This window comes from Pyxidicoccus sp. M15, from assembly GCF_056858435.1.
Genome location: NZ_CM166495.1, coordinates 2,328,354 through 2,352,013, shown reverse-complemented (window position 1 = coordinate 2,352,013; position 23,660 = coordinate 2,328,354). Strand labels below are relative to the sequence as shown.

Genomic DNA, 23,660 nt, shown 5'->3' with positions numbered 1-23,660 from the left:
CGCTCCTGGTGGGTTGCACGGGCGCACCAGCCGCCCCCGCCTCAGGCCGCCAGCGCGTAATGGTGGGCAATGACGCCGCACACCTCGCGGCGGCTGTCCGCGGCGGGCAGCTCGTAGCGGCGCTCGATGGCGGAGACCTTCCGGGCGAGCGCGTCGTCGTGCAGGGCGTCCCGGAGCCAGCGGGAGAAGTCTCCGTTCCAGAGGTGGAAGAGCCAGGTGTCGTCGTCCACCTGCGCCGCCAGGTGGCAGAAGGCGCGCAGGTTGTGCGCTCGCGATCCGGTCCGCCCGTGGCTGCCCCGGAAGGCGAAGCCGCGGGCGCCCAGGTCCCCCTCCACCTGCTCGGGGGCACGGCGTAGACGCTCGGCCCTCCGCGACGGTACCCGCAGCCGCAGCGGCCAGCGCCCCTCCGCGATGAACCAGGCGAGCACGGCATGCTCCGCCCCCGCGGACAGGGGCAGGTGCAGCGCCGTCTCACCGAGCGCGCCGGCGAGCTGCTGGAGGGCCCGGGCAGGCGCCGGCCCCACCCCCACCGCGACGTCCATCTGTTCGAGGATGGGGCGCGCCACCGCGCCCGGGTCCTCGACCCGCAGGAGTGTCTCCCCGAGCTTCGGCACGTCGCGATGGGCGGAAGGCGCCCCGGCGGGCCACACACGCTGCGCGCCGTTGACGATGAGCCAGTGGGGACGCCCCGTCCGCAGCCGCATCCCCTCGAGCGCGGGGAGCAGCTCACGGAAGAAGCCGGGCTGCGCCTCTGGCGCCAGCGCGCCGAGGCTCACCACGGGCTTCACGGCCGGGGAGGACAGGGCCGCCATCACCTGGGACACCCGGGGGACGTGCAGCCTGTCGCCCAGCTTCACCATGTCGTCGCGCGGCTCGAAGTCCCCGATGCAGTCGATGACGCAGGGCTGGTAGCGCCGCTGGAGGAGGCGCTCGAGGAAGCCCTGCACGTAGCTGGCCCCCTCGCCCCCGCGCGGTCCGACCACGAGGAGGTTCTCGCCGTACGCGGGGAGCCCTACGCGCTCACCCGACGGGCCGTACCCGAGGGTCAGCGCGTCCTGCGGTGTCCACACCCCGTCCGTCCGAAGGTCGTGCTGGACCAGCTCCTCGACGAGCTCGACCACCCCCGCGCCCGCCGCTCCGCGCGTCGTGAAGGCAGCCCGCTCCTTGAGCGCCGGCAGGGCGTTGGCGACGGCCACCGCGCACTCACTCACGTCGAGCAGCGAGTGGTCATTGGCGCCGGCTCCGAGGCTGACGACCTCGTGCACGGACAGCCCGAGCGACAGCAGGGCCTCACGCAGGCCCTCCCCCTTGTTGATGCCCGGTGGCACGGCGAGGACCCGCTCCCCGGCGAAGATGACCTGCAGCTCGAGGCCCAGCTCGCCCACGGCCTCGACGAACGCGCCGGCCTGGGCGCGCGGAGCATGGACCACGGCCTGTCCGCGCACGAGCGGGGTGACACCCCGCTGGAGCATCGTGCGGACGAAGGACTCGGGAACCGGACGGCAGAGGGCCGTGCTCTCGCGACGCGCGGGCCAGTAGAGGAGCGCGCCGTTCTCGGCGACGACGCAGTCGAAGGGCTCCAGGGTCGCGAAGACAGAGGTGAGGTCCGCAAGCCGTCGCGAGGTGACCAGGACGACGCGGCGCCCGGTGTGGCGCAGGCGCGAGAGTGCCGCCAGCGCGGCCACATCGGCACGGCCGCCGGTCGCGAGGGTTCCTTCCAGATTCATGGCAAGGGCGAGGTAGCGCATGGCACTCCCGGGGTCAGGGGTTGGAGGAGGACAGCAAGCGCGAGACCCCTCTACGAGCGAGGCGTCCCGACGCGAGCGAGGAGCCAGGCGGCAGCCCGGTGACGGATGCACGAACGAAGGCGCGGCCCTGCCCGGCGGGTGGGGTGCTTCCCGAGGGCTGGCAGCGGCGACGTGGGCATCTCGACCTCCTTGGGAGCAACCCCTCCTGCGCGACGCTTCTTCCCCCGGCGCCACGGGCTCGCGAGGGCCCCGCGAAGAAAGAAATCAGCGCGCTGTCAGGGATGAATTATCGCCGCGTCAGTCCCCCATGAAAGGAGCGGTGGCCATGAACACGACGAACCGGAAGAGCCTGATGCAGTCCAAGTTTCAGAACAGCAACCCCTGGCACAGCATCTCTGTCCTCCCGTGCATCCGCCCGGCCGCCGTCCCGAGCTTTTCCGTGGGACTCCGCTCGTATCACGGCCTCTCGCCCGACTCCTGCTGACGCTCCCGCTGTGTCTCCGACACGCGAAGCCATGCAGAGGCCGGGCTCCCCAAAGGGAACCCGGCCTCTCGGCTTTTGGGCTCCCGCTCCTTCCGGGGACGTAGAGCGTTACGGAGACGCGCCAGCCTGTAGAGCTGGAGCCCGAGAGGGCCCGCTGGGTTCGACTCCCAGCGTCCCCATCACCGCAGATTCGCAGCACCACTCCTGGGTGTAGCTCAGTCTGGCCAGAGCGCACGGTTCGGGTCCGTGAGGCCGCAGGTTCAAATCCTGTCACCCAGATACGCAGCCAGATGCAGTGCACGGGGTATGGCTCAAAGGCAGAGCACCCGCTTGATAAGCGGGCGGTCCCGGTTCGACTCCGGGTGCCCCGATAGCAGCTCTCTGACAACTGAATCGCAGTGGTGAAAGCACGCCGCCCGCTCACTCCAGGGGCGGCACGCAAACACCTCCGTAGCTCAACGGCTGAGCACCCGGCTCTTACCCGGGCGGTGAGGGTTCGAATCCCTCCGGAGGTACTCACGCGGGTGTCGTCCAGCGGCAGGATTTCGGTCTCCCATACCGACGACACGGGTTCGAATCCCGTCACCCGCTTTCACGTCTCTCTACCAGGGTGGTCAAACGGCTACGACGGCGGATTCTGACTCCGCAAGCGCAGGTTCGATTCCTGCCCCTGGTTCTCGGTAGCACGTAGCACATTCCCCGGTAGCTCAATGGCGGAGCACGCGGCTGTTAACCGCGGGGCTGAAGGTTCGAGTCCTTCCCGGGGAGCTGATTCATGGCCTGTTCCGCCTGGGGCGGCAGCGGTCTGCAAAACCGTTTGAGGCGGGTTCGACTCCCGCACTGGCCTCTCCGTCTCACAAGAAGCATCTGCCGGCCTGGCGTAGGTGGTCCGCGCGCCTGTCTGAAGCACAGGAGGACTCGGTTCGATTCCGGGGGCCGGCACTCGCAGCACGCAGCACCGTCGCAATGCAGCACCTTCATAGGCCGCGCTCCGGGGAGCAGCCTCGACTCCAAATCGAAGCCAGCGGGGATCAACACCCTGGCGGCCTGTTTCAAACGCTCCTGTAGCTCAGCTGGTAGCAGCACCGGTTTCGTAAACCGGGGGTCGTCGGTTCGAACCCGACCGGGAGCACTCGTCGCACCGCGGTACCGTTTCATGGGGCCATGGCTCACGGCCCCTTCAAGGGGCCATGGCTCAATGGGAGAGCGCTCGGCTTGCACCCGAGATGTCCGGGTTCGAATCCCGGTGGTTCCACTTCACGCCTCTGTAGCTCAGTGGGATGAGAGCGCACGGTTCCGAACCGTGAGGCCGCAGGTTCGAGCCCTGCCAGAGGCATCTGTCACACGCTTCCGTAGCTCAGTGGATTCAGAGCGGGCGCGTCCTAAGCGCACGGTCGCAGGTTCGAGTCCTGCCGGGAGCATCACCAACGTCTTTCATGCGGAGTGGGACCGGACGTCCCACTGGGCCTCATAAGCCCGGGCTGCAGGGTTCGACTCCCTGCTCCGCAACTCTTCATGCACGCCGAGCCAGCTGGAGACGGCGACGGTCCCACACACCGTATCGGCCGGGTTCGATCCCCGGGGCGTGCACTCGCAGTCGCAGTGAGCAGCAAGAGGTGTGTCAGAGAAACTCCCGAAGCACGTCCGCGTAGCCCAATTGGGAGAGGCCGCCGGCTCAAACCCGGCCGAGTGCGAGTTCGAATCTCGCCGTGGACATCAACCCGAGAGGCGCCGTGTCATGGAGACGCTGGTACTGAGTCAATCCTACGAGCCCGTCGCGCGGGTCCCCTGGCAGCGCGCGGTGATGTTGATCTTCCAGGGCAAGGTCGAGGTGGTCGAGGAGTACGAGGACCGCTTCGTGCGCTCGGTGACGGTGGCGGTGAAGATGCCGTCCGTCATCCGCTTCATCCGCGGGCTGCGCAGGGGTCCCAAGGGCGTGAAGTTCAGCCGGGAGAACGTGTACCTGCGCGACAACTGCCGCTGCCAGTACTGCGGCAACAAGGTGTCGCGGCCCGAGGCCACGTACGACCACGTCCTCCCCCGCGCGCAGGGTGGCAAGACCTGCTGGGAGAACGTCGTCATCGCGTGTGTGCCCTGCAACCAGAAGAAGGGCAACCGCACGCCGGTGGTGGCGAAGATGGCGCTGCGCAGCACGCCGACGAAGCCGAAGAAGCTGCCCGAGGCGCTGCACCTGACCTTCCTGTTCGAGAAGGGCATGCCCGTGTCGTGGGCCAAGTTCCTGGGTGACATGGCCTACTGGCACGTCGAGCTGGAGGAGTAGTGAGGTCGCGGGATGAAGGGAGGCCACCAGAGGTGGCCTCCGCCCCCGCACCGTCCCGGGACGGTGCACCGAGGGGGTAGGAGGTCCCACCAGAGGTGGGCTTCCCGCTCCGCGCAAACCTCCCCGCGCGCCGGCAGGCGGGAACGCTGCTGCCGGCACTTTTCACCTGGGAGGTCGACGCCGGAGGCCGGCGGCCCGTTTCGAAAACGGTGCGAGCGCACGGCGCTTGGGGTTCGAGTCCCCTGCCTTCCGCTGTCTTTTTCTGGAGCATGCGGGCCGGGTGGCCGGCCGCCTGGCTGGAAACCAGGAGGGCCCTTCACGGGGCTCGTGGTTCGACTCCACCCTGCTCCGTCTTTTCTGGAAGTTGGACTGGCGATGGCGCCAGGCCCCGCTGCTACCGGGTGCGAGCCGGACTCCCGGCTTGAGGTTCGAGTCCTCCGACTTCCGCATGACCTGCCCCGTGGGGCCGGGCCCCGCGCCGGGTGTGCACCGGGCGACGCGGCCCCCACACCGGCACGCAGCATGGCCGCGCCCCGCGCCGTCCCTAGCCTCCCGCCACCGGGACCACCCCGGTGCAGGGAAAGGATGCGCGCACATGAAGGACTTCCGGATGGGCCATTGGGCGGCGGCGGGGCTGGGGTTGCTCACCGTCACGACGGGCCTTGCCCTCGGCTGCGGGTCGGACGGTTCCACCACGGACACGCCCCAGGAACAGCACACCCAGGACCCGGTGGGCACCGAGGACCGCGAGCGCATCGAGCGGGGGCTGCAAATCTCCCCGGTGCCCGTCGACCTGACGGGGCTGGACCGGGACCTGGTGGGGCTGGGCAGCTACATCGTCAACGCCCAGTCCGCATGCAATGACTGCCACACCAACCCGCCCTTCGCCGTCGGCGGCGACCCCTTCCAGGGCGAGCCGACGCAGGTGAACGCCGCGAACTTCCTGGCGGGCGGGGTGTCCTTCGGCCCGGTGGTGTCGCCCAACCTCACCCCCGACGCACAGGGTCTGCCGGCGGGCCTGTCCTATGAGGCCTTCCTGGCCCTGATGCGCACCGGCCGCGAGCCCGACGGGGACATCCTCCAGGTGATGCCCTGGCCCATCTACGGCCTGATGCGGGACACGGAACTGCGGGCCATCTACGAATACCTGCGGGCCATTCCCCCGGCCCAGCCAGGGACGACGCCCGCCCCGCCCTGAGAGCGGCCACTCGCCGCCCTCACGCCGGGCCCTTCCGGGGCCCGCTGGCGGCCTCTCGGGATTGCGCGCTCACCACGGCGGTTCAGCAAGGTTAGAGTGCGCAACCGGCGAGGGGGCGTCTGACGACATGGCGACGAGGAAGAGCGAGGACCAGGAACGGCTCATCGACCGCGACCTCACCGCGCTGGCGCGGGAGGGCAAGCTGCCGGCCGCCCACGGCGTGGACGCCGCCGTGACGGAGGTGCTCGGCCTGCTCACCCGCGGAGGCAAGCACCCGCTGCTGGCGGGCGAGCCCGGCGTGGGCAAGAGCGCGCTCGTGCAGGAGGTGGCGCGCCGCATCGGGGAAGGGCGCGTGGACGCCGAGCTGGCCCAGGGACGGCTGGTGGAGGTGTCCGTCGCCAACATCCTCGCGCGCAGCACCCAGCGCCAGGCCGCGGAGAGCTTCGAGGAGCTGCTCGCGCACCTGGGCCGGCACTCCTGCCCCATCGTCTACATCCGTGATTTGCCGGCGGCCCTCGGGGGCCCCCTGGCCCCGGTGGCCGTGCGCGCGCTGCGCACCGGCGGGCTGCGCTTCATCTTCGAGACGGAGCCCAAGCGCGTGCAGGAATTGCTGCGCTCGGACGAGGCGCTGGCCGAGCGGCTCCACCTGCTGCCCCTGCACGAGCCCCCGCTGGAGAAGGCGCGCTGGGTGCTGGGCCGCGTGGCGGAGGAGCTGGAGAAGGAGCTGCGGCTGCCCATCGACCCGGCCGCGTGTGACCTCGCCCTGCGCCTGTCGTCCAAGTTCCTGCTCGCGCAGCGGATGCCGCGCAAGGCGATTGAGCTGCTCAAGGAGACAGCGGCGGAGGCCGCCAGCGCGGCCAAGGACCACGTGGGCCCGGAGGACGTGCTCACCCGCTTCTGTTCCGCCACGCGCCTGCCGCGCTTCGTGGTGGACGACGCGATGCCGCTCGATTTGGACGAGACAGAGCGCTTCTTCGGGGAGCGGCTGCTCGGCCAGACGGACGCGGTGGGCGCGGTGCTGCGCTCGGTGGCGCTGCTCAAGGCGGGCCTCAATGACCCGCGCCGCCCGCTGGGCGTGTTCCTGTTCGCCGGCCCCACCGGCGTGGGCAAGACGCAGCTGGCGAAGCTGCTGGCGGAGTACCTCTTCGGCTCGGCGGACAGGCTGGTGCGCCTGAACATGGCGGACTACCCCAACGACGGCGACGAGAGCGTCCCCTTCGGCGCGGCGTGGGCCCCGGCGCTGGAGACGCGGCGCGGAGAGCTGAGCGCGCTGCTCGACGGCAAGGTGTTCACCGTGCTGCTGCTCGACGAGTTCGAGAAGGCGGCGCGCAGCGTGCACGACCGCTTCCTCCAGCTCTTCGACGAGGGCACCTTCGTCAACGGGGCGGGCGAGACGGTGTCGTGCAACAACACGCTCATCGTCGCCACGTCCAACGTGGGCGCGGAGGTGTACCGCGAGTCGGGCATGGGCTTCGTGGGCCACAAGCGCTCGGAGGAGATGGTGACGGAGGTGGACCGCCGCATCGGCGAGGCCTTCCGCCCGGAGTTCCTCAACCGCTTCGACGCCATCTGCCACTTCCGGCCGCTGTCCAAGGTGGACATCCGCAAGATTGCCCAGCGCGAGGTGGGCCGCGTGCTGGAGCGCGAGGGAATCCGCGCGCGCTCGCTGGACGTGGAGGTGACGCCGCAGGTGGTGGACCTGCTGGTGGAGCGCGGCTACTCGCCGCAGTTCGGCGCGCGCTACCTGCAGCGTGAAATCGAGAAGACGCTCACCGCGGCGCTGGCGGTGGAGATTGCGCGCAAGCCGCTGCCTCCGGGCACGCCGGTGCGGGTGGAGACGCGCCCCGGAAGCCGGGTGGTGGCCGTGGCCGAGCCTCCCGCCGCGCCGCCCTCCCCCACCGCGCAGCTGCTGCTGCCGTCCGCGCGCGCGGCCCCGGTCAAGCGGCGGCTGGACCGCAAGTCGCTCCTGTTCGAGATGGACCGGCTGGTGGGCAAGACGCGCGCGCTGGCGGTGTCCTCGGGCCGGCCGGAGCTGGAGACCCGGCGCGCGGCGCTGCTGGCGGAGACGCAGGCGCCCAACCTCTGGGACGACCCCACGCGCGCGGCGGAGGTCATCCGCGCCTTCCGCTCCGTGGAGGCACACCTCAACGAGCTGGAGCGGCTGGAGGCCGCGTGCCTCTTCGCGCGCCGGCTGGTGCGCGAGGCGAAGAACGAGGTGCAGCTCGCCTCCGCGGCGAAGCAGGTGGAGGACGTCGCGCGCGAGGTGCAGATGGCCGAGGCGCTGCATGCCTCCGGCGCCACGCAGCAGGACAACGAGGCGCTGGTGGACATCTGCGCCAGCGACTCGGCGGAGGCGCAGGACGCGTGGGTGCAGGAGCTGGCCACCATGTACCTGGGCTGGGCGCAGCGGCGCGGCTACGAGGCGGTGGCGGTGGCCGAGGCGGAGGAGCCCGCGCGCGTGGTGGTGCGCATCGCCGGCCCGGGCGCCTACGGCTTCCTCGCGGGCGAGGCGGGCCTGCACCGGCGTCTGGAAGACGAGAAGCGCCAGCGCGCGTACGTGCGCGTGCACCGGGGCGGCGCGCTGGGGGAAGACGACCTGGAGCTCTTGGACGTGCAGGGCCGTCCGGTGAAGAGCCACGAGGGCGCCTACCTGCAGCGCGTGCGCACGGAGGTGACGGTGAAGGACGAGTCCACCGGACGCGTGCTCACCCTCACCGGCGCGGGCGAGCTGGACGAGCTGAAGGACATCGCCGCGCGCGTGGTGGCCGGCCAGGGTGGCTCCACGGACGAGGCCCGGCGCTACTACGTGGGCCGGGGCGCCCGCGTGGAGGACCCGCGCACCGGCGCCGGCAGCCCGCGCGTGAAGGACGTGATGCGCGGCGAGCTGGACGTGTTCATCGCCGCGTGGATTTCCCGTCCCCCCGCGGAGCCCCCCGCCACGGGGAGCTGAACCCGGGGCCCTCCAGCTTCAGGGTAGGATGCGGCCCATGCTCCGCATCCTGGGCGCGTCCACGTCGCTGGTGTTCCTGCTCTTCTGGTCCTCGCTCACCCTGGTGGCGGATGGGTTCGCCCTCCAAGGCATGGTGAAGGGCCTCCGGGCGACGTCCTGGCCCGAGGCCCCGGGCACCATCACCCACAGCTCCGTCAGCACGTCCCGGGGCAGCAAGAGCACCACGTACAAGCTGGCCGTGCGGTACAGCTACTCCGTCGACGGCAGGCCGTACGAGGGCCACCAGCACCGCTTCTCCAGTTGGAGCACCTCCAACCACGGGGCGGCCGAAGCGCTGGTGCGGCGCTACCCCGTGGGCTCGCCCGTCACGGTGTTCCACGCCCCGGATGCCACCGACTCCGTGCTGGAGCCTGGCATCCACGGGGGAGACCTCTTCCTGCTGCTGTTCCTGCTGCCCTTCAACCTGCTGATGGTGGGCCTCGCGCTCGGCGCGCTCCAGGGCAAACGGCCGGAGGACACGGCGGTGGCGGCCGTGCAGAAGGAAGGCAGGCTGCACGTGACGCTCAATGACGTCTCGCCGAAGCTCGCGGGTGCCTTCGGTGCGGGCGGCGCGGGCTTCGCGTCCCTGTTCATCGTGGGCATCCCCACGGACTTCGACCCGCCGCTGCCCGTGGCCCTCCTCACCTGGGGGGCCGTCGCGGCGGCGGGGGTGTATGCGTTCCGGTGGACGCGGGCGCGCGTGGTGTCCGGCCACTACGACCTCGTGCTGGATTCCCGCGCACGGCGGCTGTCCGTGCCCGCCATCTCCGGTCGCAACGCGCGGCTGGACGTGGCGTGGGACGAAGTCCAGGCCGTCACGGTGGAGCCCCACCAGCAGAAGACGGGCAAGGGCATCCGGACGACGTACCGCCCCACCCTCGAGCTCCCCGGCGACGGCGGGCCCCGCCGGGAGGTCATCGTCGACGTGTCCGACGCGGAGCGGGCGGAGGCCCTGTCGGCCTGGCTGCGCTCCCAGTTGAGGCTCGGCCGGGAGGGCGGAGCGACCGCGCTGTCCGCCTGAGCCGCGAAGGGCAGGCGCCACGGCGGGCCCCTGCCCTCCTTGGAGGTGCTGCGACCGGGTCACCTCGAAGGCCCGGTCCGCCCATGGAAGGGCCAGAAACGCGCCGCGGGTGCCCCTCCAAGGAGGGAGCACCCGCGGAATGCGTCCGTCAGCGGCCGCTCGGCCGGTGACTCTCTTGGTCAGGGCGTCCGGTCAGCCACCCTGGCCGGCGCGTTGCTGCCCATGGCCTGGCTGAGCTTGCGGGCGCTGTCCGGGAAGGGGCCGCGAGCGACTTCCTGGCCGGAAGGGTTCAGCACCGCCGCGACGACCTGGTCGAAGCCCTTCTTCAGGCCCACGGACTTGTGCGGCTCACCCTTGGAGTCCGCCACCATGAAGAGCGACGACTCCATCTCGGCCGGCGCCGCCTGCCCGTGCGCACGGAACTCGTCGCGCATCAGGTCGAGCGACTCCTGGTGGCTCTTCTTGATTTCACCCTTCGCCATGCCCTTGAAGAGGCCGGGCACGTCCCGCAGGTCCACGTGCACCACGACGATGGGCTTCTGCTCGCGCACGGCGTAGATGAACTTGTAGACGGTCTGACGCAGCTCGTCACGAGTGCCACGGTTGGCATAGAGCACCAGCGTGGGACGCCCCTGCCCGATGGGAACCTCCTTGCCGAATACGTCCTTGAGCTCGGCGGCCTGGGCGGGAATGGCCCCAAGCAGTCCCAACAGACATGCGAGCGCCGCGATCTTCCTCATGTGACATATCCCTTTCGTGAAGTGCTGCGAGTCCTGACGAACAGGGTGAAGCGCGCCTCGAATCCCGCTGCTTTTCCGCCGCTTTACGCCCACGGACGCGGGCGCCATGCGAGGACTGGCGGGCCTGCCTGCTCGATTGCCCGGCGCACGGGACGTCTGCTATCGCCCCCACCCCACGCCACACCTGCGTGGCGCCTGGAGGGGGCACCCCATGTTGGACTCGCGCAAGGCCTTGAGAGGGATTGTCACGCTGTGCTTCCTGGCGCTGGCGCTGCCCGCGTCCGCCGCCAATCCCTTCGAGCAGGGGATGGTGACCATCACCCTGGATGACGGCTGGGCCACGCAGTACACGAAGGCGCGTCCGGCGCTCAACGCGCGGAACATGGACGCCACCTACGCGCTCATCACCCAGGCCCTCGCGCAGGGCTGGGGCGGCTACATGACGCCGACCCAGGCGCGGACGCTCGTCAGCGAGGGCAACGACATCGCCAGCCACACGCTCACGCACCCGGACCTGACGACGCTGACCGCGCCCCAGCTCACCTCCGAGCTGCAGGACTCGCAGGCGTGGCTGGTGAGCAACCTGAACCTGCCCGCCGTGCCCCACTTCGTGGTGCCCTACGGCATCTACGACGGCACCGCGCTCGCGGGCATCAAGCAGCACTACGCCAGCAGTCGCACCGTGAGCGCCGGCCGCAACTTCCGCGACACGGTGGTGTACGAACTGCGCGCCAATGACGTGGCGCGCTCGGTGACGGTGGCCACGGTGCGCGGGTGGATTGACCAGGCCATCGCCGAGAAGAGCTGGCTCATCCTCGTGTTCCACGAGTTCGTGGACGGCACGCCCACGCGCGACACGCAGTACAAGACGGCCAACTTCGCGGCCATCCTCGACTACATCCGCACGCGCGGCGCGCTCACCGTTACGCTGGCCCAGGGCGTGGCGATGATGGAGGGGAAGACGGAGCCGGACCCGACGGTGGGCCTGCCCATCTACACGGACGCGCTGGAGGGCGGCTTCCAGGACTGGAGCTGGGCGACGCACTCGCTCGACGAGACGGGCGTGGTGCACGCGGGCTCCAGCGCCATCCGCTTCGAGCCGGACGACTGGGCGGGGCTGATGTTCCACCACCCGGGGGTGGACCTGTCCGGGTACCAGGCCCTGGAGCTGTGGGTGCACGGCGGCACCACGGGCGGGCAGTCCGTGCAGGTGGTGCTCCATGACGGCACGCAGACGCTCGGGGCCGTGTCGCTGGACTCGGCGCTGGGGGCGCCCATCGCCGCGGGCACGTGGCAGAAGGTGACGGTGCCGCTGAGCAGCCTGGGAATCTCTTCGGGGACGCTGGTGGACCTGTACTTCCAGGACGCGTCGGGCGGGGACCAGGGCACGCTGTACCTGGATGACGTGTCGCTGATTCCCTGAGCGGCCGTGAAGCGTGGGGCCCCGGGGCGCGGCTTCAGGAGCCGCCGCAGCCCCGGGGAATGGGCAGACGAGGCTCAGGCGCCCGGCGTCAGCTCGCCGTGGACGTGGGGCTGCCCGTCCTCTGCCCTCACGCGGTAAGCCACCGCGCCGTCCTGCCGCGGTGCGGTCTGGAACACCACGCGCGAGGGGAGCAGCAGCGGGCGGCGGAACTCCGAGGTGAGCGTGAGAGCGCCGGCCTCCGCGGCCTCGCCCATCTCCGCCACGCAGCGCCCCACGGTCCACATGCCGTGAACGATGGCGCGCGGGAAACCGAAGAAGCGCGCGGTGAGGGCATACAGGTGGATGGGGTTGTAGTCCCCCGAGGCCTTCGCGTACCGCCGGCCGGTATCCTCGGGCACCGTCCAGCTCGCGGGGCGGCTGTTCGCGAAGAGCGTGTCCTCTTCCGTGGCGGCGGACATGCCCACGGGCTTCGGCTCGCGCGGGCGCGCATCGGCGCCGGGGAGGCGACGGAGCATGGTGGTGAGGGCGCTCCAGACGGGCGTGCCCTCCACCTCGACGTGGGTGTGCAGGTCCAGCTCGCGTCCCAGCCGCACCTCGCGCTGGCCCTCCACCCACGTGTGCACGGAGAGCGCGGTGCCTTCCACGAGCCGGCGGTGCTGGTGGATGCGATTGCGCACGTGAATCATGCCCAGCAGCCGGTAGGGAAAGTCCGGGTGGTTGAGCAGCGCGATGTGCAGCGGCGCGGCGAGCACCTGGGGAAAGGGCAACGGCAGATGGCCGTCGGCGGGGAAGCCGCAGACCTCGCGGTAGCGCGCGAGCTGGACCGGGTCCGGCGAGAAGTGCCGCAGCTTCACCTCCAGCCGGGGCACCTCGCCGGGGCGCGAGGGGCGGCGGGCCACGGCGGCGCGCAGCAGCTCCCGCGCGAGCGGCGGAGGCGAGGTGAGCTCGAGGACACGCGAAGTGGCGGACACGAAGGACTCCTGTCGGGAATCGGCCGGACGCGCCGCATGGCAGCATGCGTCGCAGCCGACGGGAAGCGGAGTCTCGGGCCCGGTGCACGGGAATCCACTCGGATGGCGGGCCCTGCCTGAAGTTGCCTGGGGAAAGCAAGTCCCCGGGCTCCGGGGTGGGCCCCTTCTCACGGACACGGAGCGTGGGGGAACATCCCGGCCGTGTCCTGCTTCGATGAGAAGACCGCCCGTTCGCTCGCCGCCGGGATGCTTCCCTCCGTGGAGGCCAATCGGCTGCGTCGCCACGCGGAAGGGTGCCGTCAGTGCGCGGCGCTCCTGGCCCGGGTGACGCCTCCGGGCACGGCTTCGCACCGGCGTGTCCCCGCGCCGGAGGACGAGGTGACGGGCAGGAATACCGCCGCACCGGGAAGCGACGCGCTGGGCGGCGGCGATGAGGAGCGTGTGACAGAGCCCATCGTCATCGCCCGGCTCTCGAAGGCGTGGACGGGCGCGAGCCAGGGCTCATCGGAAGCGCGCACGGAGGTCAACGTCGCGCCCGAGCCCGCCACGCTCGTCTCGCCGCAGCCCGAGCCGCGCGTTCCCGCGACGATTGTCTCGCCGCCGCCCGAGCGGCCCGAAGCACCGACGATTGTCTCGCCGCCGCCGGCCCCGGGGGCTGCACGGGCGAACCCGGGGCACGCGTCGGTTCCGCCCACGAGCTCGACTCCTGGCAACGGCGCCGCGCAGCCCGCGCCCTCGAAGCCAGGCAAGCGGTCCGCGACGCCCGTGCCCGCCGAGCCAGTCACCGCGTCTTCACCTCCATCCGCGACGTCAGAGGCGAGTCCCGCCGCCGTGCCGCCTGCCTCCGTCGGGCGAGCAGCCGCGACTCCGAACGCTGCCGCGGGCCCGGCCCGCACCGCCCCGCCCACGCCTGCCGCTGCTCCTGCCCACGCCGCTGCCCCTGCGGCCCCGCATGCCGCCTCTGCCCGCGCCGCGCCTGTGCCTTCCGCGCCGAGCCACAGCGCCGCGCCCGGGCCCGGGCCTGCCGCTGTTGCTCCTGGCCACGCCGCTGCCCCAGCGTCCCCGCATGCCGCCGCTGCCCGCGCCGCGCCTTCCCCTTCCACACCGAGCCACAACGCCGAGCCCGGGCCCGCGCCTGCTGCTTCTCCTGGCCACGCCGCTGTCCCAGCGTCCCCGCATGCCGCCACTGCTCGCGCCGCGCCTGCCCCTTCCGCACCGAGCCACACCGCCGCGCCCGGGCCCACACCTGCTGCAGTTCCTGGCCACACCGCCGCGCCCGCCCCTGCCGCCGCGAGCCCCGCCACCCCGCCCGCGCAGGTGACGCTGATAGTCCCGCCTCCCGCGCCCCCCCAGGGCGCCAGCGTCCGCATCCCTCCGCCCTCGCAGCCCCCGGGCGCCAGCGCACGCCCCGCTCCGCCGCCCAGCGCCAGCCCCCGCGCCCCTCCACCCGAGCGCGCCAGCCCCGAGCCCTTCTCCCCCGCCGACGCAATCCCCACCGTCCCCGGACGCAAGGTCCCCGCGGACCGCGAGCCGCCCTCACGCGCCTCGGTGGGCCGCTACCACATCCTCGACAAGCTGGGCTCCGGCGCCATGGGCGTCGTCTACAGCGCCTATGACCCGGAATTGCACCGGCGCGTCGCCATCAAGCTGCTGCACCCGGATGCCGACACCGTGGTCCGCGCCGACGGAGCCTCGCGCCTGCTGCGCGAAGCCCAGGCCATGGCCCGCCTCTCCCACCCGAACGTCGTCTCCGTCCACGACGCGGGCACCTTCGCCGGGCGCGTCTTCATCGCCATGGAGCTGGTGGACGGCCTGTCGCTGCGCCACTGGCTCCGCGCCGAGCACCGCACCTGGCGCGAGGTGCTGGAGGTCTTCCGCCAGGCCGGACGGGGACTCGCGGCGGCCCATGCGGCGGGCCTCGTGCACCGCGACTTCAAGCCCGCCAACGTGCTCGTCAGCCAGGAAGGCCGCGCGCAGGTGACGGACTTCGGGCTGGCGCGCACCACCGCGGACCTCGAGGCGGCGGAGGCGGGCCGGCGCACCGCGCCCGCGAAGGTGCCCATCCTCCAGAATGACCTGCTGGAGTCGCCCCTCACCGAGGCCGGCCTCGTCATGGGCACGCCCGCGTACATGCCGCCCGAGCAGCATGAAGACGGGCGCACCGACGCGCGCGGAGACCAGTTCAGCTTCTGCGCCTCCCTCTACGAAGCCCTCTACGAACAGCTTCCCTTCGAGGGAAAGCGCTCGGCGGAGTACCTCCTCGAGGTGAGCGCCGGCCGCGTGCGCCCGCCGCCCCGCGGCAGCCGCGTTCCCGCCTGGCTGCTCCGCGCCATCTCACGCGGCCTGTCCCCCGCCCCCGAGGCCCGCTACCCGTCCATGGCGGTGCTGCTGGACGAGCTCGGCCGGGACCCCTCCGCGGCCTGGCGCGTCCGTGGGGCCGTGGCCGCCGCCGCGCTGCTGCTCACCGGCGCCGTGGGCGTCACCTGGTGGATGGGCAACAGCCGTCAGGCCCTGTGCCTCGGCGCCGAGGCGCGGCTGGCCGGCGTCTGGGACGCGCAGCGCAAGGCCGACCTCCAGAAGGCCTTCACCGCCACGGGCCGGCCCCACGCCTCCGCGGCCTTCACCCGCGTGGCGGCGGCGCTCGACGGCTTCGCGCGCGAGTGGACCGGCATGCACCGCGAGGCCTGCGAGGCCACCCGCGTGCGCGGCCACCAGTCCGACGAGGTGCTGTCGCTGCGCATGGCCTGCCTGGACCGGCGCCGCTCCGCGCTCGACGCGGTGACGGGCGTGCTCGCGCAGACGGACGTGGAGTCGCTCGACGCCGCGCTGGACACGGCGCAGCGGCTGCCGCCCGTGTCCGGCTGCGCGGACGTGGAGGCCCTGCAGCGCGGCCTGCCCGAGTCCCCCGAGCAGCGCGAGCGCGTCCAGTCCCTGCGCGCCCACGTGGACCGCGCCACCGCGCTGGTGGACGCGGGCCGCTATGCCCGGGCCCGGGAAGAGCTGAAGACGGCGCTGGAGCAGTCGCGAGCGTCCGGCGCCCGGCCGGTGCTCGCGGAGGCACTGGAGCTGGAGGGCCGGCTCGGGCTCGTCACGGGCGACGAGGCCCGCGCCCAGGCCGCGCTGCGCGAGTCGCTGCTCACCGCGCAGGCCCTGCGCCATGACGAGCTCGCCGCCCGTGCCGCCGCGCGCCTCGTCACCACTGTCTCCTCCGAGCCCACGCTCGAGGAGTGGAGCGTCGCGCAGGCCCGCTCCTCCATCGAGCGCGCCGGCGGTGCCCCTGAACTGGAGGCGCTGCTCCAGACGAGCCTGGGCCGCAACGCCTTCCTCCGGGGCCAGTACGCCCAGGCCGCCGAGGCCTTCGGCCGCTCCGCCAGGCTGCGCGAGAAGTCCTTCGGCGCCGAGCACCTGCTCACCGTGGAGTCGCTCCGCAACCAGGCCGCGGCCCTGTCCCGCACGCCGGACACGGAGCGCGCCGCGGGCCTGCTGCGCAGCGTGCTGGAGACGACCGAGCGGGTGATGGGCCCGGACCATCCACAGACGGCCATGGCCGCCAACGCCGTGGGCTACCACCTGGTGTCCAGCCGCCGCTACGAGGAGGGCATGCCCTTCCTGCAACGGGCCATCACCCTGGAGGAGCAGGTGCTGGGCCCCGACAGCGCCACGCTGAGCTATCCGCTCAACAATCTCGCGGACGCGCTGGAGGCGCTCGGCCGCCATGCGGAGGCCCGCCCCCTGCGCGAGCGCGCCCTGGCCCTGGACCTGAAGGCCTACGGCCCCGCGCACCCGGAGACGGCCACCGACTTGACGGCGCTCGGTGAGCTGGCCCTGCGCGAGGGCCGGCCGCGCGACGCGGTGGACTTCGCCCGGCGCGGCGTGGAGGCCTACGAGGCCTTCCAGAAGGACCACCCGGACGTGGCCGCGCCGCTCACCACGCTGGGGCAGGCCCTGCTGGCCCAGGGACAGTCGCGCGAGGCCCACGCCTCGCTGGAGCGCGCGCTCGCCCTGCGCACGAGCAACCCCGGCCCGGGAGAGGACCTCGCGAAGACGCGCTTCGCCCTCGCCCGGGCCCTGGCCGCGAGGGACGCTCCCCGCGCCCGCGCGCTGGCCACCCAGGCCCTGGACTTCTACGCCTCGGATGCCGCCACCTTCTCCGCCGAGGCCGGCCATGTCCGGGAGTGGCTGAAGGGCCGGCGTCACGGGTCTCCCCGGACCCAAGCCCCCTGACCTGCCGCGTCGGCGCTTTGCCAAGCACTTCCGGAGGCCCTCGCCCCGATAACCAGGGCAGAAGGTCTACGCGGGTGTCGTTCCACCCGACCGGAGTCACGCCGTGCGCATCCCGTCCCAGCAGGCGCCCACCAGCCCCGCCGTCTCGCGTCCCGCCGCCGCCCTCCTGTCCGCCGCCTCCGCGCGGACGCCGGCCTTCCGGGCCCTGTTCCCGCAGCTCCGGCTGCTGGGGCACGTGCTGAAGGAGCTGCTGCCCCAGACGCCGCGCTGGCCCATGCCGTCCACGCCCCGCCCCGCGGGTCCGCGCAAGGGCCAGGGTGAGCCTGTCGTGGACCGCTTCGCGCCACCCGCCGGCCGGGGCATCCCCATCCGCATCAGCGCGTGCGGGCCCCGCCTCCCCACGGCGCCCCTGCCGCTCAGGCCGTGGCACGGCTCGCCCCTGAAGCCCTGGTGTGGCACCGCGCAGAAGCCGTGGGTCCACCTGCCGCACGTCTTCCTGCCGTTCCTCCGGCTCGGGCGCGCCGCCTGCCAGGTGGTGGACTGCGGCGGGACGCGCGGCAAGGGCATCCCCATCCGCATTTCGTGAGGCGCCGCCGGCCAGGGGGGCTGGCGGACGGGCATGGTCGCCCTCCTGCCTCCTCGCCATGCAACTTTCCACCGCGCGCGACGGCGTGAGTCCTTAGACTCCCGTCAAATGCTTCACGTCATTCCCCTGGGCGGTCTCGGCGAAATCGGCCTCAACTCCATGGTCGTCGCCTGTCGCGGGGAGATGCTGCTCATCGACGCCGGGCTGATGTTCCCCTCGGCGGGGATGCCCGGAGTGGACATCATCATCCCGGACTTCACCCACCTGAAGCAGAACGCCGCCCAGCTCAAGGGCGTGGTGCTCACGCACGGCCACGAGGACCACCTCGGCGCGCTCCCGTACCTGCTCAACGAGGTGCCCGTCCCCGTCTACGGCACGCGCTTCACGCTGGCCATGGCGCGCCACCGGCTCCACGAGATGGGACTGGACGCGGACCTGCGCGAAATCGAGCCGCGCGAGCCCTTCCCCGTGGGCACCGCGTTCAAGGTGGAGGCGAGCCGCGTCACGCACACCGTGCCGGACGCGGTGGGCTACATCATCCGCACCCCCGAGGGCACGCTCATCCACACCGGGGACTTCAAGCTGGACCCGGACCCCATCGACGGGCTGCGCACGGACCTGGAGCGCTGGGGCGAGGCCGGTGAAGAAGGCGTGCTGTGCCTCCTGTCGGACTCCACCAACTCCGAGCTCACCGAGGAGACGGGCAGCGAGCGCGTGGTGGAGCAGACCTTCGAGCGCCTCTTCACCGGCGCCACCGGCCGCATCGTCGTCGCCCTCTTCTCCTCCAACCTGCACCGCGTGCGGCACCTGCTGGCGCTGGCCGAGCGGCTGGGGCGCAAGGTGGCCCTCCAGGGCCGCAGCATGATTCGCAACGTGGAGATGGCGCGCGAGCTGGGCTACCTGGACGTGCCCGACTCGCTCTTCATCCACCTGGACACAGTGTCGCAGCTGGCGGCCCACCGCGTGCTCGTCATCACCACCGGCGCGCAGGGCGAGCCCCGCGCGGGCCTGTCGCAGCTCGCCTCCGGCGACGGCCCCGTGCGCCTGGACCCGGGCGACCTGGTGGTGCTCAGCTCGCGCCCCATCCCCGGCAACGAGCGCTCCGTGGGCGCCCTCATCGACGACCTCCAGTGGCGCGGCGCGAAGGTCGCCTACGCGCAGCTGGAGCCGGGAGTCCACGTCTCCGGCCACGCCAGCCGGCCGCAGCAGCGGCGGGTGCTGGATTTGGTCCGCCCGCGCCACTTCGTCCCCGTCCACGGAGAGGGCCGCCACCTGCACCGGCACCTGGCCACCGCGCGCGAGGCCGGGATGGAGCCCGCGCAGTGCCTGCTGGCGCAGGACGGGGACGTGGTGACGTTCGACGGGGGCCGGGGCCGCTTCAGCGGCAGCGTGCCGTCGGGCCGCATCCTCAAGGACCGCTCCAGCAGCGGCATCATCACCCCGGACGCACTCCAGGAGCGCGTGAGGCTGTCGGAAACGGGCATGGTGGCGGCCGTCGTCGTGCTCCAGCGGGACAACCAGAAGCTGGTGGCCGGGCCGCAACTGTCAGGCCAGGGACTGAACCTGGACGAGCAGGTGATCCTTCCCCGGGTCGCCCAGGAGGCCCGCGCCCTCTTCGAGGCCCTGTCGCCCCAGCTCCGGGGGGATGACGCCCTGGTGCGAGAGGAACTCACCCGGGCGGTGCGCCGCGCCTTCAAGCTGTACACCTCCCGGCGGCCCCTGGTGGTGCCCATGGTCGTCCGGGTGTAGGTATGGTAAGGGCCGCAGCCGATGCCATCCTTCGACGTCGTCTCGAAAATCGACCTCGCCGAGCTCGACAACGCGGTCAACCAGACCAAGAAGGAGCTCAGCACCCGCTATGACTTCCAGGGCACCCAGGCGGACGTCGTGGTCGCCCCGGACCATACCGCCATCACCGTGAAGGCCAACAGTGAAGAGCGCGTCCAGGCCGCCAAGGAGGTGCTGCTGGTGAAGCTGGCCAAGCGCAACATCAGCCTGCGCGCGCTGGAGTACGGCGACATCGAGAAGACGGGCCTGCACAACGTGAAGCAGGTCATCAAGCTCCAGCAGGGCATCCCCGTGGAGAAGTCCAAGGAGCTGGTGAAGCTCCTGAAGGACTCGAAGATGAAGGTGCAGGGCTCCATCCAGGCGGATCAGCTCCGGGTCACCGGGAAGAACCGGGACGACCTCCAGGCCGCCATCGCCCTGTTCCGCCAGGAGCAGGACCGACTGAAGCTGGACATGCAGTTCACCAACTTCCGCGATTAGAGAAGACGCCCCATGCGCGCCGCCGCCGCCCTGTCCCTCTTCATGCTCTGCGCCCCGGCCGTGGCTTCCGCCCAGGAGGCGGAGCGCGTCTCGAAGCCCGTGCCCTCGCTGGCGAAGGCTCCGAGCTTCCAGGGGGGCCTCAAGGGCCTCGCCTCGCCGCTGGTGCTCAAGCCCGCGCCCGCGGCGGGGGCCAGCGCGTCCTTCACCGCGAAGGTGGGCTTCCGCAAGGACACCCTCTTCGTGGGCGTGGAGGCCACGGACGACCAGCTCGGCGCGGCCGACCTGCTCACCGTGTCCCTCTTCTTCCCGGGCGCCGGCCCCACCGCCACCGGCCACACGTGGCGCTTCGCCTTCGACGGCAAGCGCGCGTCGGGCGCGGAGAGCGGCACGCCGGCCTTCGCCCAGGAGAAGGTGAACGCGGCCGTGCAGCGCCGGGGCAACACGCTGGCGCTGATGGCCGCCATCCCCGTGCGCGCCTTCCCCCGCTTCCCCGCGAAGGACCCGCTGGTGATGGATGTGTGCCTCACCTACGAGGACCAGGACGGCACGGGCGGCAAGACGACGTCCGTCTCCAACTGCCAGAGCGGCACCATGGTGGGCGACGCGCTCCGGCTGCCGGACGACGTGCGCAAGGCGCTCAAGCTCAAGCCGCCGGAGGCCGTCACCGCGCTGGAGCCGGCGAAGGACGGCTGGCTGGGCTGGGACGCGTTCAGCTACCCGGCCTGGGCGCAGGCGGACGTGGCCCTGACTCCCGCCTCGCTGCGCGCGCTGGTGGTGCCCCAGGCGCTGGACGCGGAGAAGATGGGCGTGAATGTCCCGGAGACGCTCAGCCTGCCGGACGGGCGCCCGATTGTCTCGGTGCTCACGGGGAAGAATCCGTATGCCGTCGACGGTCGGTGTGACTCCGAAAGTGAATTGCGGCTGGGGCTGTACCTGGTGACAGGGAAGACGGCGCTTCGAGTGCTCGAGTGGCCGGCTGCCACCTGCGCGCTGGGCCGGGCCGCTTCGATGGAGCTTGATGAAGAGGGAGCGCTGGCCATCGGTTACTCGAACGGCGCGACCATGAACTTCGCCTGGAGTGGAGACCACTTCGAGCGAACCGAACTCGGAAAGCGGTAGACGCAGTGGAAGACACCAAGAGCCTGTACATGATGACCCTCGGCTGCCCGAAGAACCGGGTGGACTCCGAGGTGATGCTGGGCACGCTGCAGCACCACGGCTACAAGCTGGTGCAGGAGGCCTCCGAGGCCCAGGTCATCGTCGTCAACACGTGCGCCTTCATCGGCCCGGCGAAGCAGGAGTCGGTGGACTCCATCCTGGAGATGGCGGAGCTGAAGAAGTCCGGCGCCTGCCAGACGCTGGTGGTGACGGGCTGTCTGTCCCAGCGCTACGGCCAGGAGCTGTCGAAGGAGATGCCGGAGGTCGACCACTTCCTGGGCACCAGCGCCTACGCCCAGATTGGTGACCTGCTCGCCGCCGAGGCGTCGCCGCGTCAGGTGATTCCGGACCCCGACTACATCCACGACGCCAACACGCCGCGCGTCAACTCGATGCCGAAGTACACGGCGTACCTCAAGGTGTCCGAGGGCTGCGACAACGCCTGCGCCTTCTGCATCATCCCCACGCTGCGCGGCGGGCAGCGCTCGCGTCCCATCGACGACATCCTCGTCGAGGCGAAGCGGCTGGCGGAGAGCGGCGTGCAGGAGCTGAACCTCGTCGCGCAGGACCTCACCGCGTACGGGCATGACCTGCCGGGCAAGCCGAAGCTGCATGATCTGCTCAAGGCGCTGGTGCAGGTGGACGTGAAGTGGATCCGCCTCCACTACGCCTACCCGCGCGTGTTCCCGGACGAGCTCATCGAGGTCATGGCGTCGGAGCCGAAGATTGCCCGCTACCTGGACATGCCGGTGCAGCACGTCAGCGACAAGCTGCTCCTGTCCATGAAGCGCGGCCGCAACTCGGAGTTCCTCAAGGGCCTGCTGACGAAGCTGCGCGAGCGCGTGCCCGGGCTGGTGATGCGCACCTCGCTCATCGTCGGCCTGCCGGGGGAGACGGAAGAGGACTTCGAGATGCTGAAGGAGTTCGTGAAGGCGCAGCGCTTCGAGCGGCTGGGCGTCTTCCAGTACTCCGACGAGGAGGGCACCGCCGCGTACGATTTGCCGGACAAGGTGCCGCAGAAGACGATTGAGCGCCGGTGGCGCGAGGTGATGGCCATCCAGAAGCGCATCAACCGCGAGCAGAACAAGAAGCTCGTGGGGAAGCGGCTGGAGGTGCTGGTGGAAGGCCCCGCGCCGGAGACGGAGCACCTGCTGGTGGGCCGCCACCAGGGCCAGGCGCCGGACATCGACGGCCTCGTGTACATCAACGACGGCCTGGCGTACCCGGGGGAGCTCGTCACGGTGGAGGTGACGGAGGCCCACGACTACGACCTGGTCGCTCGCGTGGTGGAGCGCCCGGACCCGAAGCAGCGCACGCACACCGCCCGCGACGCGCACCCCGCGCCGGTTCCGATGACGCCGAAGCCGCGCCCGGCGACGCGCGCGGAGTAGTGAGTCACCCGGGCCGTGGCGAGCACGCCACGGCCCGTGCGGTGCGACGCGCTCACTTCGTGGGCGTCGCCTCCCAGATGATGCGACGCCCCGGCAGCGCGTTCGTCAGGCCCGACGCGCTCACTTCGAGGGCGCTTCCTCCAGGAGGATGCGACGGCCGGGGCTGACGTCCTGCAGCCGCTCGCGCAGCTTCTCCCGCTCCTTCTGCATTCCCTTCGGTAGCGCGGCCAGCTTCTCGTGCAGCTCGCGCGCCGTCTCGTCGTACCAGTCCTGGCGCGTGGTGCCGCCCGACTCGAGGTAGTGCGCGGCGCCCGCCAGGAGCACGCAGGCGTTCTCCCAGCCCGGGTCCTGTCCGGGGCCGCCCTCGTTGCGGGTGAGGAGGACAGCCTGGCCCAGCGTCGTCCCTGGCGCGAGGTACACGTTGACGAGGGAGAACGCCGAGGTGCCCGAGGGCTCGCGCAGGCTGAGCCAGAGGAACCAGTAGCGCCCCTCGGGCGCGGGGGACTCCACCGCGTAGATTTCGGTGATGGGCGCCAGGCCGCCGCCGGGCAGCCGGCCCACGAGGCCGACCTCCTCGGGCACCACCAGCACCAGCGAGTCCACGGGGAGCTTCAGCCCGTCACAGGGCAGCGTGGGCGGGGTCTCCCTCAAGAAGCGCCGCGCGAGGTCCGCCGTCACCTCGTAGCGCTGACGGCCGCGCTGCTCGTGGGCGACGAGGTGCCAGTGACGGAGCACGGTCTGGAAGGTGGACTGGCGCAGCCGCTCGCGGGCTTCGGGCGCTTCGACCTTGTGCCGCTCGCTGATGTCTTCGAGGGCGAAGCGCATTGCGTCCGCCATCTCCTGGTCCTTCATCAGGTCGACGTAGCGCGTGTAGCCGACGCGTGCGGCCACGCGCTCGACGACGGCGAGGAGCGCGTAGCGGACGGCGCCCGCGCCCTCCTCCTTCGTCAACTTGCCCCGCTCCACGTCCTTCACGAGCGCGCGCTGCATCCGCGCGAAGCCCTCCTTCTCCAGGTAGAGGCGGGCCAGCTCGATGGAATGGCGCTGCTCTGTGTACTGACGGTCGAATTCGGTCGGGGGCGGTCGCATGGGGAGGACAGTCGTGGGACGTGAAGGCCGGAGGAGAACGCAGGCCCCGCCGACTGTCCAGGCAACCGGCGTGGGACTGTCACGGCCCC

General features: G+C 71.6%; 16 protein-coding genes and 16 tRNA genes. 27 read left to right on the top strand and 5 right to left on the bottom strand.

Annotated features, from left to right (window positions below):
- Positions 1 to 41: 41 nt before the first annotated feature.
- Positions 42 to 1,748 (bottom strand): HAD family hydrolase, encoded by a 1,707-nt coding sequence (locus ACX9TP_RS09450; RefSeq protein ID WP_482979389.1) that lies wholly within the window; start codon positions 1,746 to 1,748, stop codon positions 42 to 44.
- 578 nt (positions 1,749 to 2,326) lie between these two features.
- On the opposite strand from ACX9TP_RS09450, the gene ACX9TP_RS09445 reads away from it, so the two are divergent.
- From ACX9TP_RS09445 to ACX9TP_RS09350, 20 genes are all read left to right on the top strand, one after another.
- A tRNA-Tyr gene (locus tag ACX9TP_RS09445) sits at positions 2,327 to 2,411 on the top strand.
- 25 nt (positions 2,412 to 2,436) lie between these two features.
- Positions 2,437 to 2,511, top strand: a tRNA-Pro gene (locus ACX9TP_RS09440).
- A gap of 21 nt (positions 2,512 to 2,532) precedes the next feature.
- A tRNA-Ile gene (locus ACX9TP_RS09435) sits at positions 2,533 to 2,603 on the top strand.
- A gap of 73 nt (positions 2,604 to 2,676) precedes the next feature.
- Positions 2,677 to 2,747 (top strand) — tRNA-Lys (locus ACX9TP_RS09430).
- Between the two features lie 5 nt (positions 2,748 to 2,752).
- Positions 2,753 to 2,823: transfer RNA gene (locus ACX9TP_RS09425), tRNA-Gly, on the top strand.
- Between the two features lie 13 nt (positions 2,824 to 2,836).
- A tRNA-Gln gene (locus ACX9TP_RS09420) sits at positions 2,837 to 2,908 on the top strand.
- A gap of 20 nt (positions 2,909 to 2,928) precedes the next feature.
- A tRNA-Asn gene (locus tag ACX9TP_RS09415) sits at positions 2,929 to 3,000 on the top strand.
- A 9-nt stretch (positions 3,001 to 3,009) separates the two neighbouring features.
- Positions 3,010 to 3,079, top strand: a tRNA-Cys gene (locus ACX9TP_RS09410).
- Positions 3,080 to 3,101: 22 nt separating this feature from the next.
- A tRNA-Phe gene (locus tag ACX9TP_RS09405) sits at positions 3,102 to 3,174 on the top strand.
- Between the two features lie 116 nt (positions 3,175 to 3,290).
- Positions 3,291 to 3,364 (top strand) — tRNA-Thr (locus ACX9TP_RS09400).
- 52 nt (positions 3,365 to 3,416) lie between these two features.
- Positions 3,417 to 3,487 (top strand) — tRNA-Ala (locus ACX9TP_RS09395).
- A 6-nt stretch (positions 3,488 to 3,493) separates the two neighbouring features.
- A tRNA-Arg gene (locus ACX9TP_RS09390) sits at positions 3,494 to 3,568 on the top strand.
- Positions 3,569 to 3,578: 10 nt separating this feature from the next.
- Positions 3,579 to 3,653, top strand: a tRNA-Arg gene (locus tag ACX9TP_RS09385).
- A 16-nt stretch (positions 3,654 to 3,669) separates the two neighbouring features.
- A tRNA-Met gene (locus ACX9TP_RS09380) sits at positions 3,670 to 3,741 on the top strand.
- A 133-nt stretch (positions 3,742 to 3,874) separates the two neighbouring features.
- Positions 3,875 to 3,948: transfer RNA gene (locus ACX9TP_RS09375), tRNA-Leu, on the top strand.
- 22 nt (positions 3,949 to 3,970) lie between these two features.
- The gene (locus tag ACX9TP_RS09370; protein ID WP_482979388.1) at positions 3,971 to 4,513 is read left to right on the top strand and encodes an HNH endonuclease; all 543 of its coding nucleotides are present in this window, start codon (positions 3,971 to 3,973) and stop codon (positions 4,511 to 4,513) included.
- Between the two features lie 264 nt (positions 4,514 to 4,777).
- Positions 4,778 to 4,864, top strand: a tRNA-Ser gene (locus ACX9TP_RS09365).
- 244 nt (positions 4,865 to 5,108) lie between these two features.
- On the top strand, positions 5,109 to 5,711 hold the full coding sequence (locus ACX9TP_RS09360; protein ID WP_482979387.1) for a cytochrome C: 603 nt from the start codon (positions 5,109 to 5,111) through the stop codon (positions 5,709 to 5,711).
- Positions 5,712 to 5,838: 127 nt separating this feature from the next.
- On the top strand, positions 5,839 to 8,661 hold the full coding sequence (locus ACX9TP_RS09355; protein ID WP_482979386.1) for an AAA family ATPase: 2,823 nt from the start codon (positions 5,839 to 5,841) through the stop codon (positions 8,659 to 8,661).
- A 37-nt stretch (positions 8,662 to 8,698) separates the two neighbouring features.
- Positions 8,699 to 9,721 (top strand): DUF3592 domain-containing protein, encoded by a 1,023-nt coding sequence (locus tag ACX9TP_RS09350; protein WP_482979385.1) that lies wholly within the window; start codon positions 8,699 to 8,701, stop codon positions 9,719 to 9,721.
- Positions 9,722 to 9,900: 179 nt separating this feature from the next.
- Here the strand turns inward: ACX9TP_RS09350 and ACX9TP_RS09345 are convergent, their stop codons facing one another.
- Positions 9,901 to 10,461 carry a hypothetical protein gene (locus ACX9TP_RS09345; protein WP_482979384.1) on the bottom strand — a complete coding sequence of 187 codons (561 nt, stop codon included), beginning with the start codon at positions 10,459 to 10,461 and terminating at the stop codon, positions 9,901 to 9,903.
- Between the two features lie 211 nt (positions 10,462 to 10,672).
- On the opposite strand from ACX9TP_RS09345, the gene ACX9TP_RS09340 reads away from it, so the two are divergent.
- A complete protein-coding gene (locus ACX9TP_RS09340; RefSeq protein ID WP_482979383.1) occupies positions 10,673 to 11,884 on the top strand; it encodes a polysaccharide deacetylase family protein in 1,212 nt (403 codons plus the stop codon).
- A 74-nt stretch (positions 11,885 to 11,958) separates the two neighbouring features.
- On the opposite strand, the gene ACX9TP_RS09335 is transcribed toward ACX9TP_RS09340, so the two are convergent.
- Entirely contained in the window at positions 11,959 to 12,855 is an 897-nt protein-coding gene (locus ACX9TP_RS09335) for a MaoC family dehydratase (RefSeq protein WP_482979382.1), read from the bottom strand.
- A gap of 299 nt (positions 12,856 to 13,154) precedes the next feature.
- Positions 13,155 to 13,640, bottom strand: a complete 486-nt coding sequence (locus ACX9TP_RS09330) for a hypothetical protein (protein ID WP_482979381.1) — start codon at positions 13,638 to 13,640, stop codon at positions 13,155 to 13,157.
- Positions 13,641 to 14,172: 532 nt separating this feature from the next.
- Here ACX9TP_RS09330 and ACX9TP_RS09325 point away from each other — a divergent pair.
- The 6 genes from ACX9TP_RS09325 (at position 14,173) to rimO (ending at position 22,482) form a co-directional block, all read left to right on the top strand.
- Positions 14,173 to 17,079 carry a serine/threonine-protein kinase gene (locus ACX9TP_RS09325; RefSeq protein ID WP_482979380.1) on the top strand — a complete coding sequence of 969 codons (2,907 nt, stop codon included), beginning with the start codon at positions 14,173 to 14,175 and terminating at the stop codon, positions 17,077 to 17,079.
- Between the two features lie 103 nt (positions 17,080 to 17,182).
- On the top strand, positions 17,183 to 17,665 hold the full coding sequence (locus ACX9TP_RS09320) for a hypothetical protein (RefSeq protein WP_482979379.1): 483 nt from the start codon (positions 17,183 to 17,185) through the stop codon (positions 17,663 to 17,665).
- A gap of 108 nt (positions 17,666 to 17,773) precedes the next feature.
- A complete protein-coding gene (locus ACX9TP_RS09315) occupies positions 17,774 to 19,414 on the top strand; it encodes a ribonuclease J (RefSeq protein ID WP_482979378.1) in 1,641 nt (546 codons plus the stop codon).
- 21 nt (positions 19,415 to 19,435) lie between these two features.
- Positions 19,436 to 19,933: a YajQ family cyclic di-GMP-binding protein gene (locus tag ACX9TP_RS09310; protein WP_482979377.1), complete on the top strand. Its 498-nt coding sequence runs from the start codon at positions 19,436 to 19,438 to the stop codon at positions 19,931 to 19,933.
- 12 nt (positions 19,934 to 19,945) lie between these two features.
- Positions 19,946 to 21,052 (top strand): hypothetical protein, encoded by a 1,107-nt coding sequence (locus ACX9TP_RS09305; protein ID WP_482979376.1) that lies wholly within the window; start codon positions 19,946 to 19,948, stop codon positions 21,050 to 21,052.
- Positions 21,053 to 21,084: 32 nt separating this feature from the next.
- Positions 21,085 to 22,482 (top strand): 30S ribosomal protein S12 methylthiotransferase RimO, encoded by a 1,398-nt coding sequence (gene rimO, locus ACX9TP_RS09300; RefSeq protein ID WP_482982139.1) that lies wholly within the window; start codon positions 21,085 to 21,087, stop codon positions 22,480 to 22,482.
- A 120-nt stretch (positions 22,483 to 22,602) separates the two neighbouring features.
- Here rimO and ACX9TP_RS09295 read toward each other — a convergent pair whose 3' ends face one another.
- Positions 22,603 to 23,571: a hypothetical protein gene (locus ACX9TP_RS09295; protein ID WP_482979375.1), complete on the bottom strand. Its 969-nt coding sequence runs from the start codon at positions 23,569 to 23,571 to the stop codon at positions 22,603 to 22,605.
- Positions 23,572 to 23,660 lie beyond the last annotated feature (89 nt).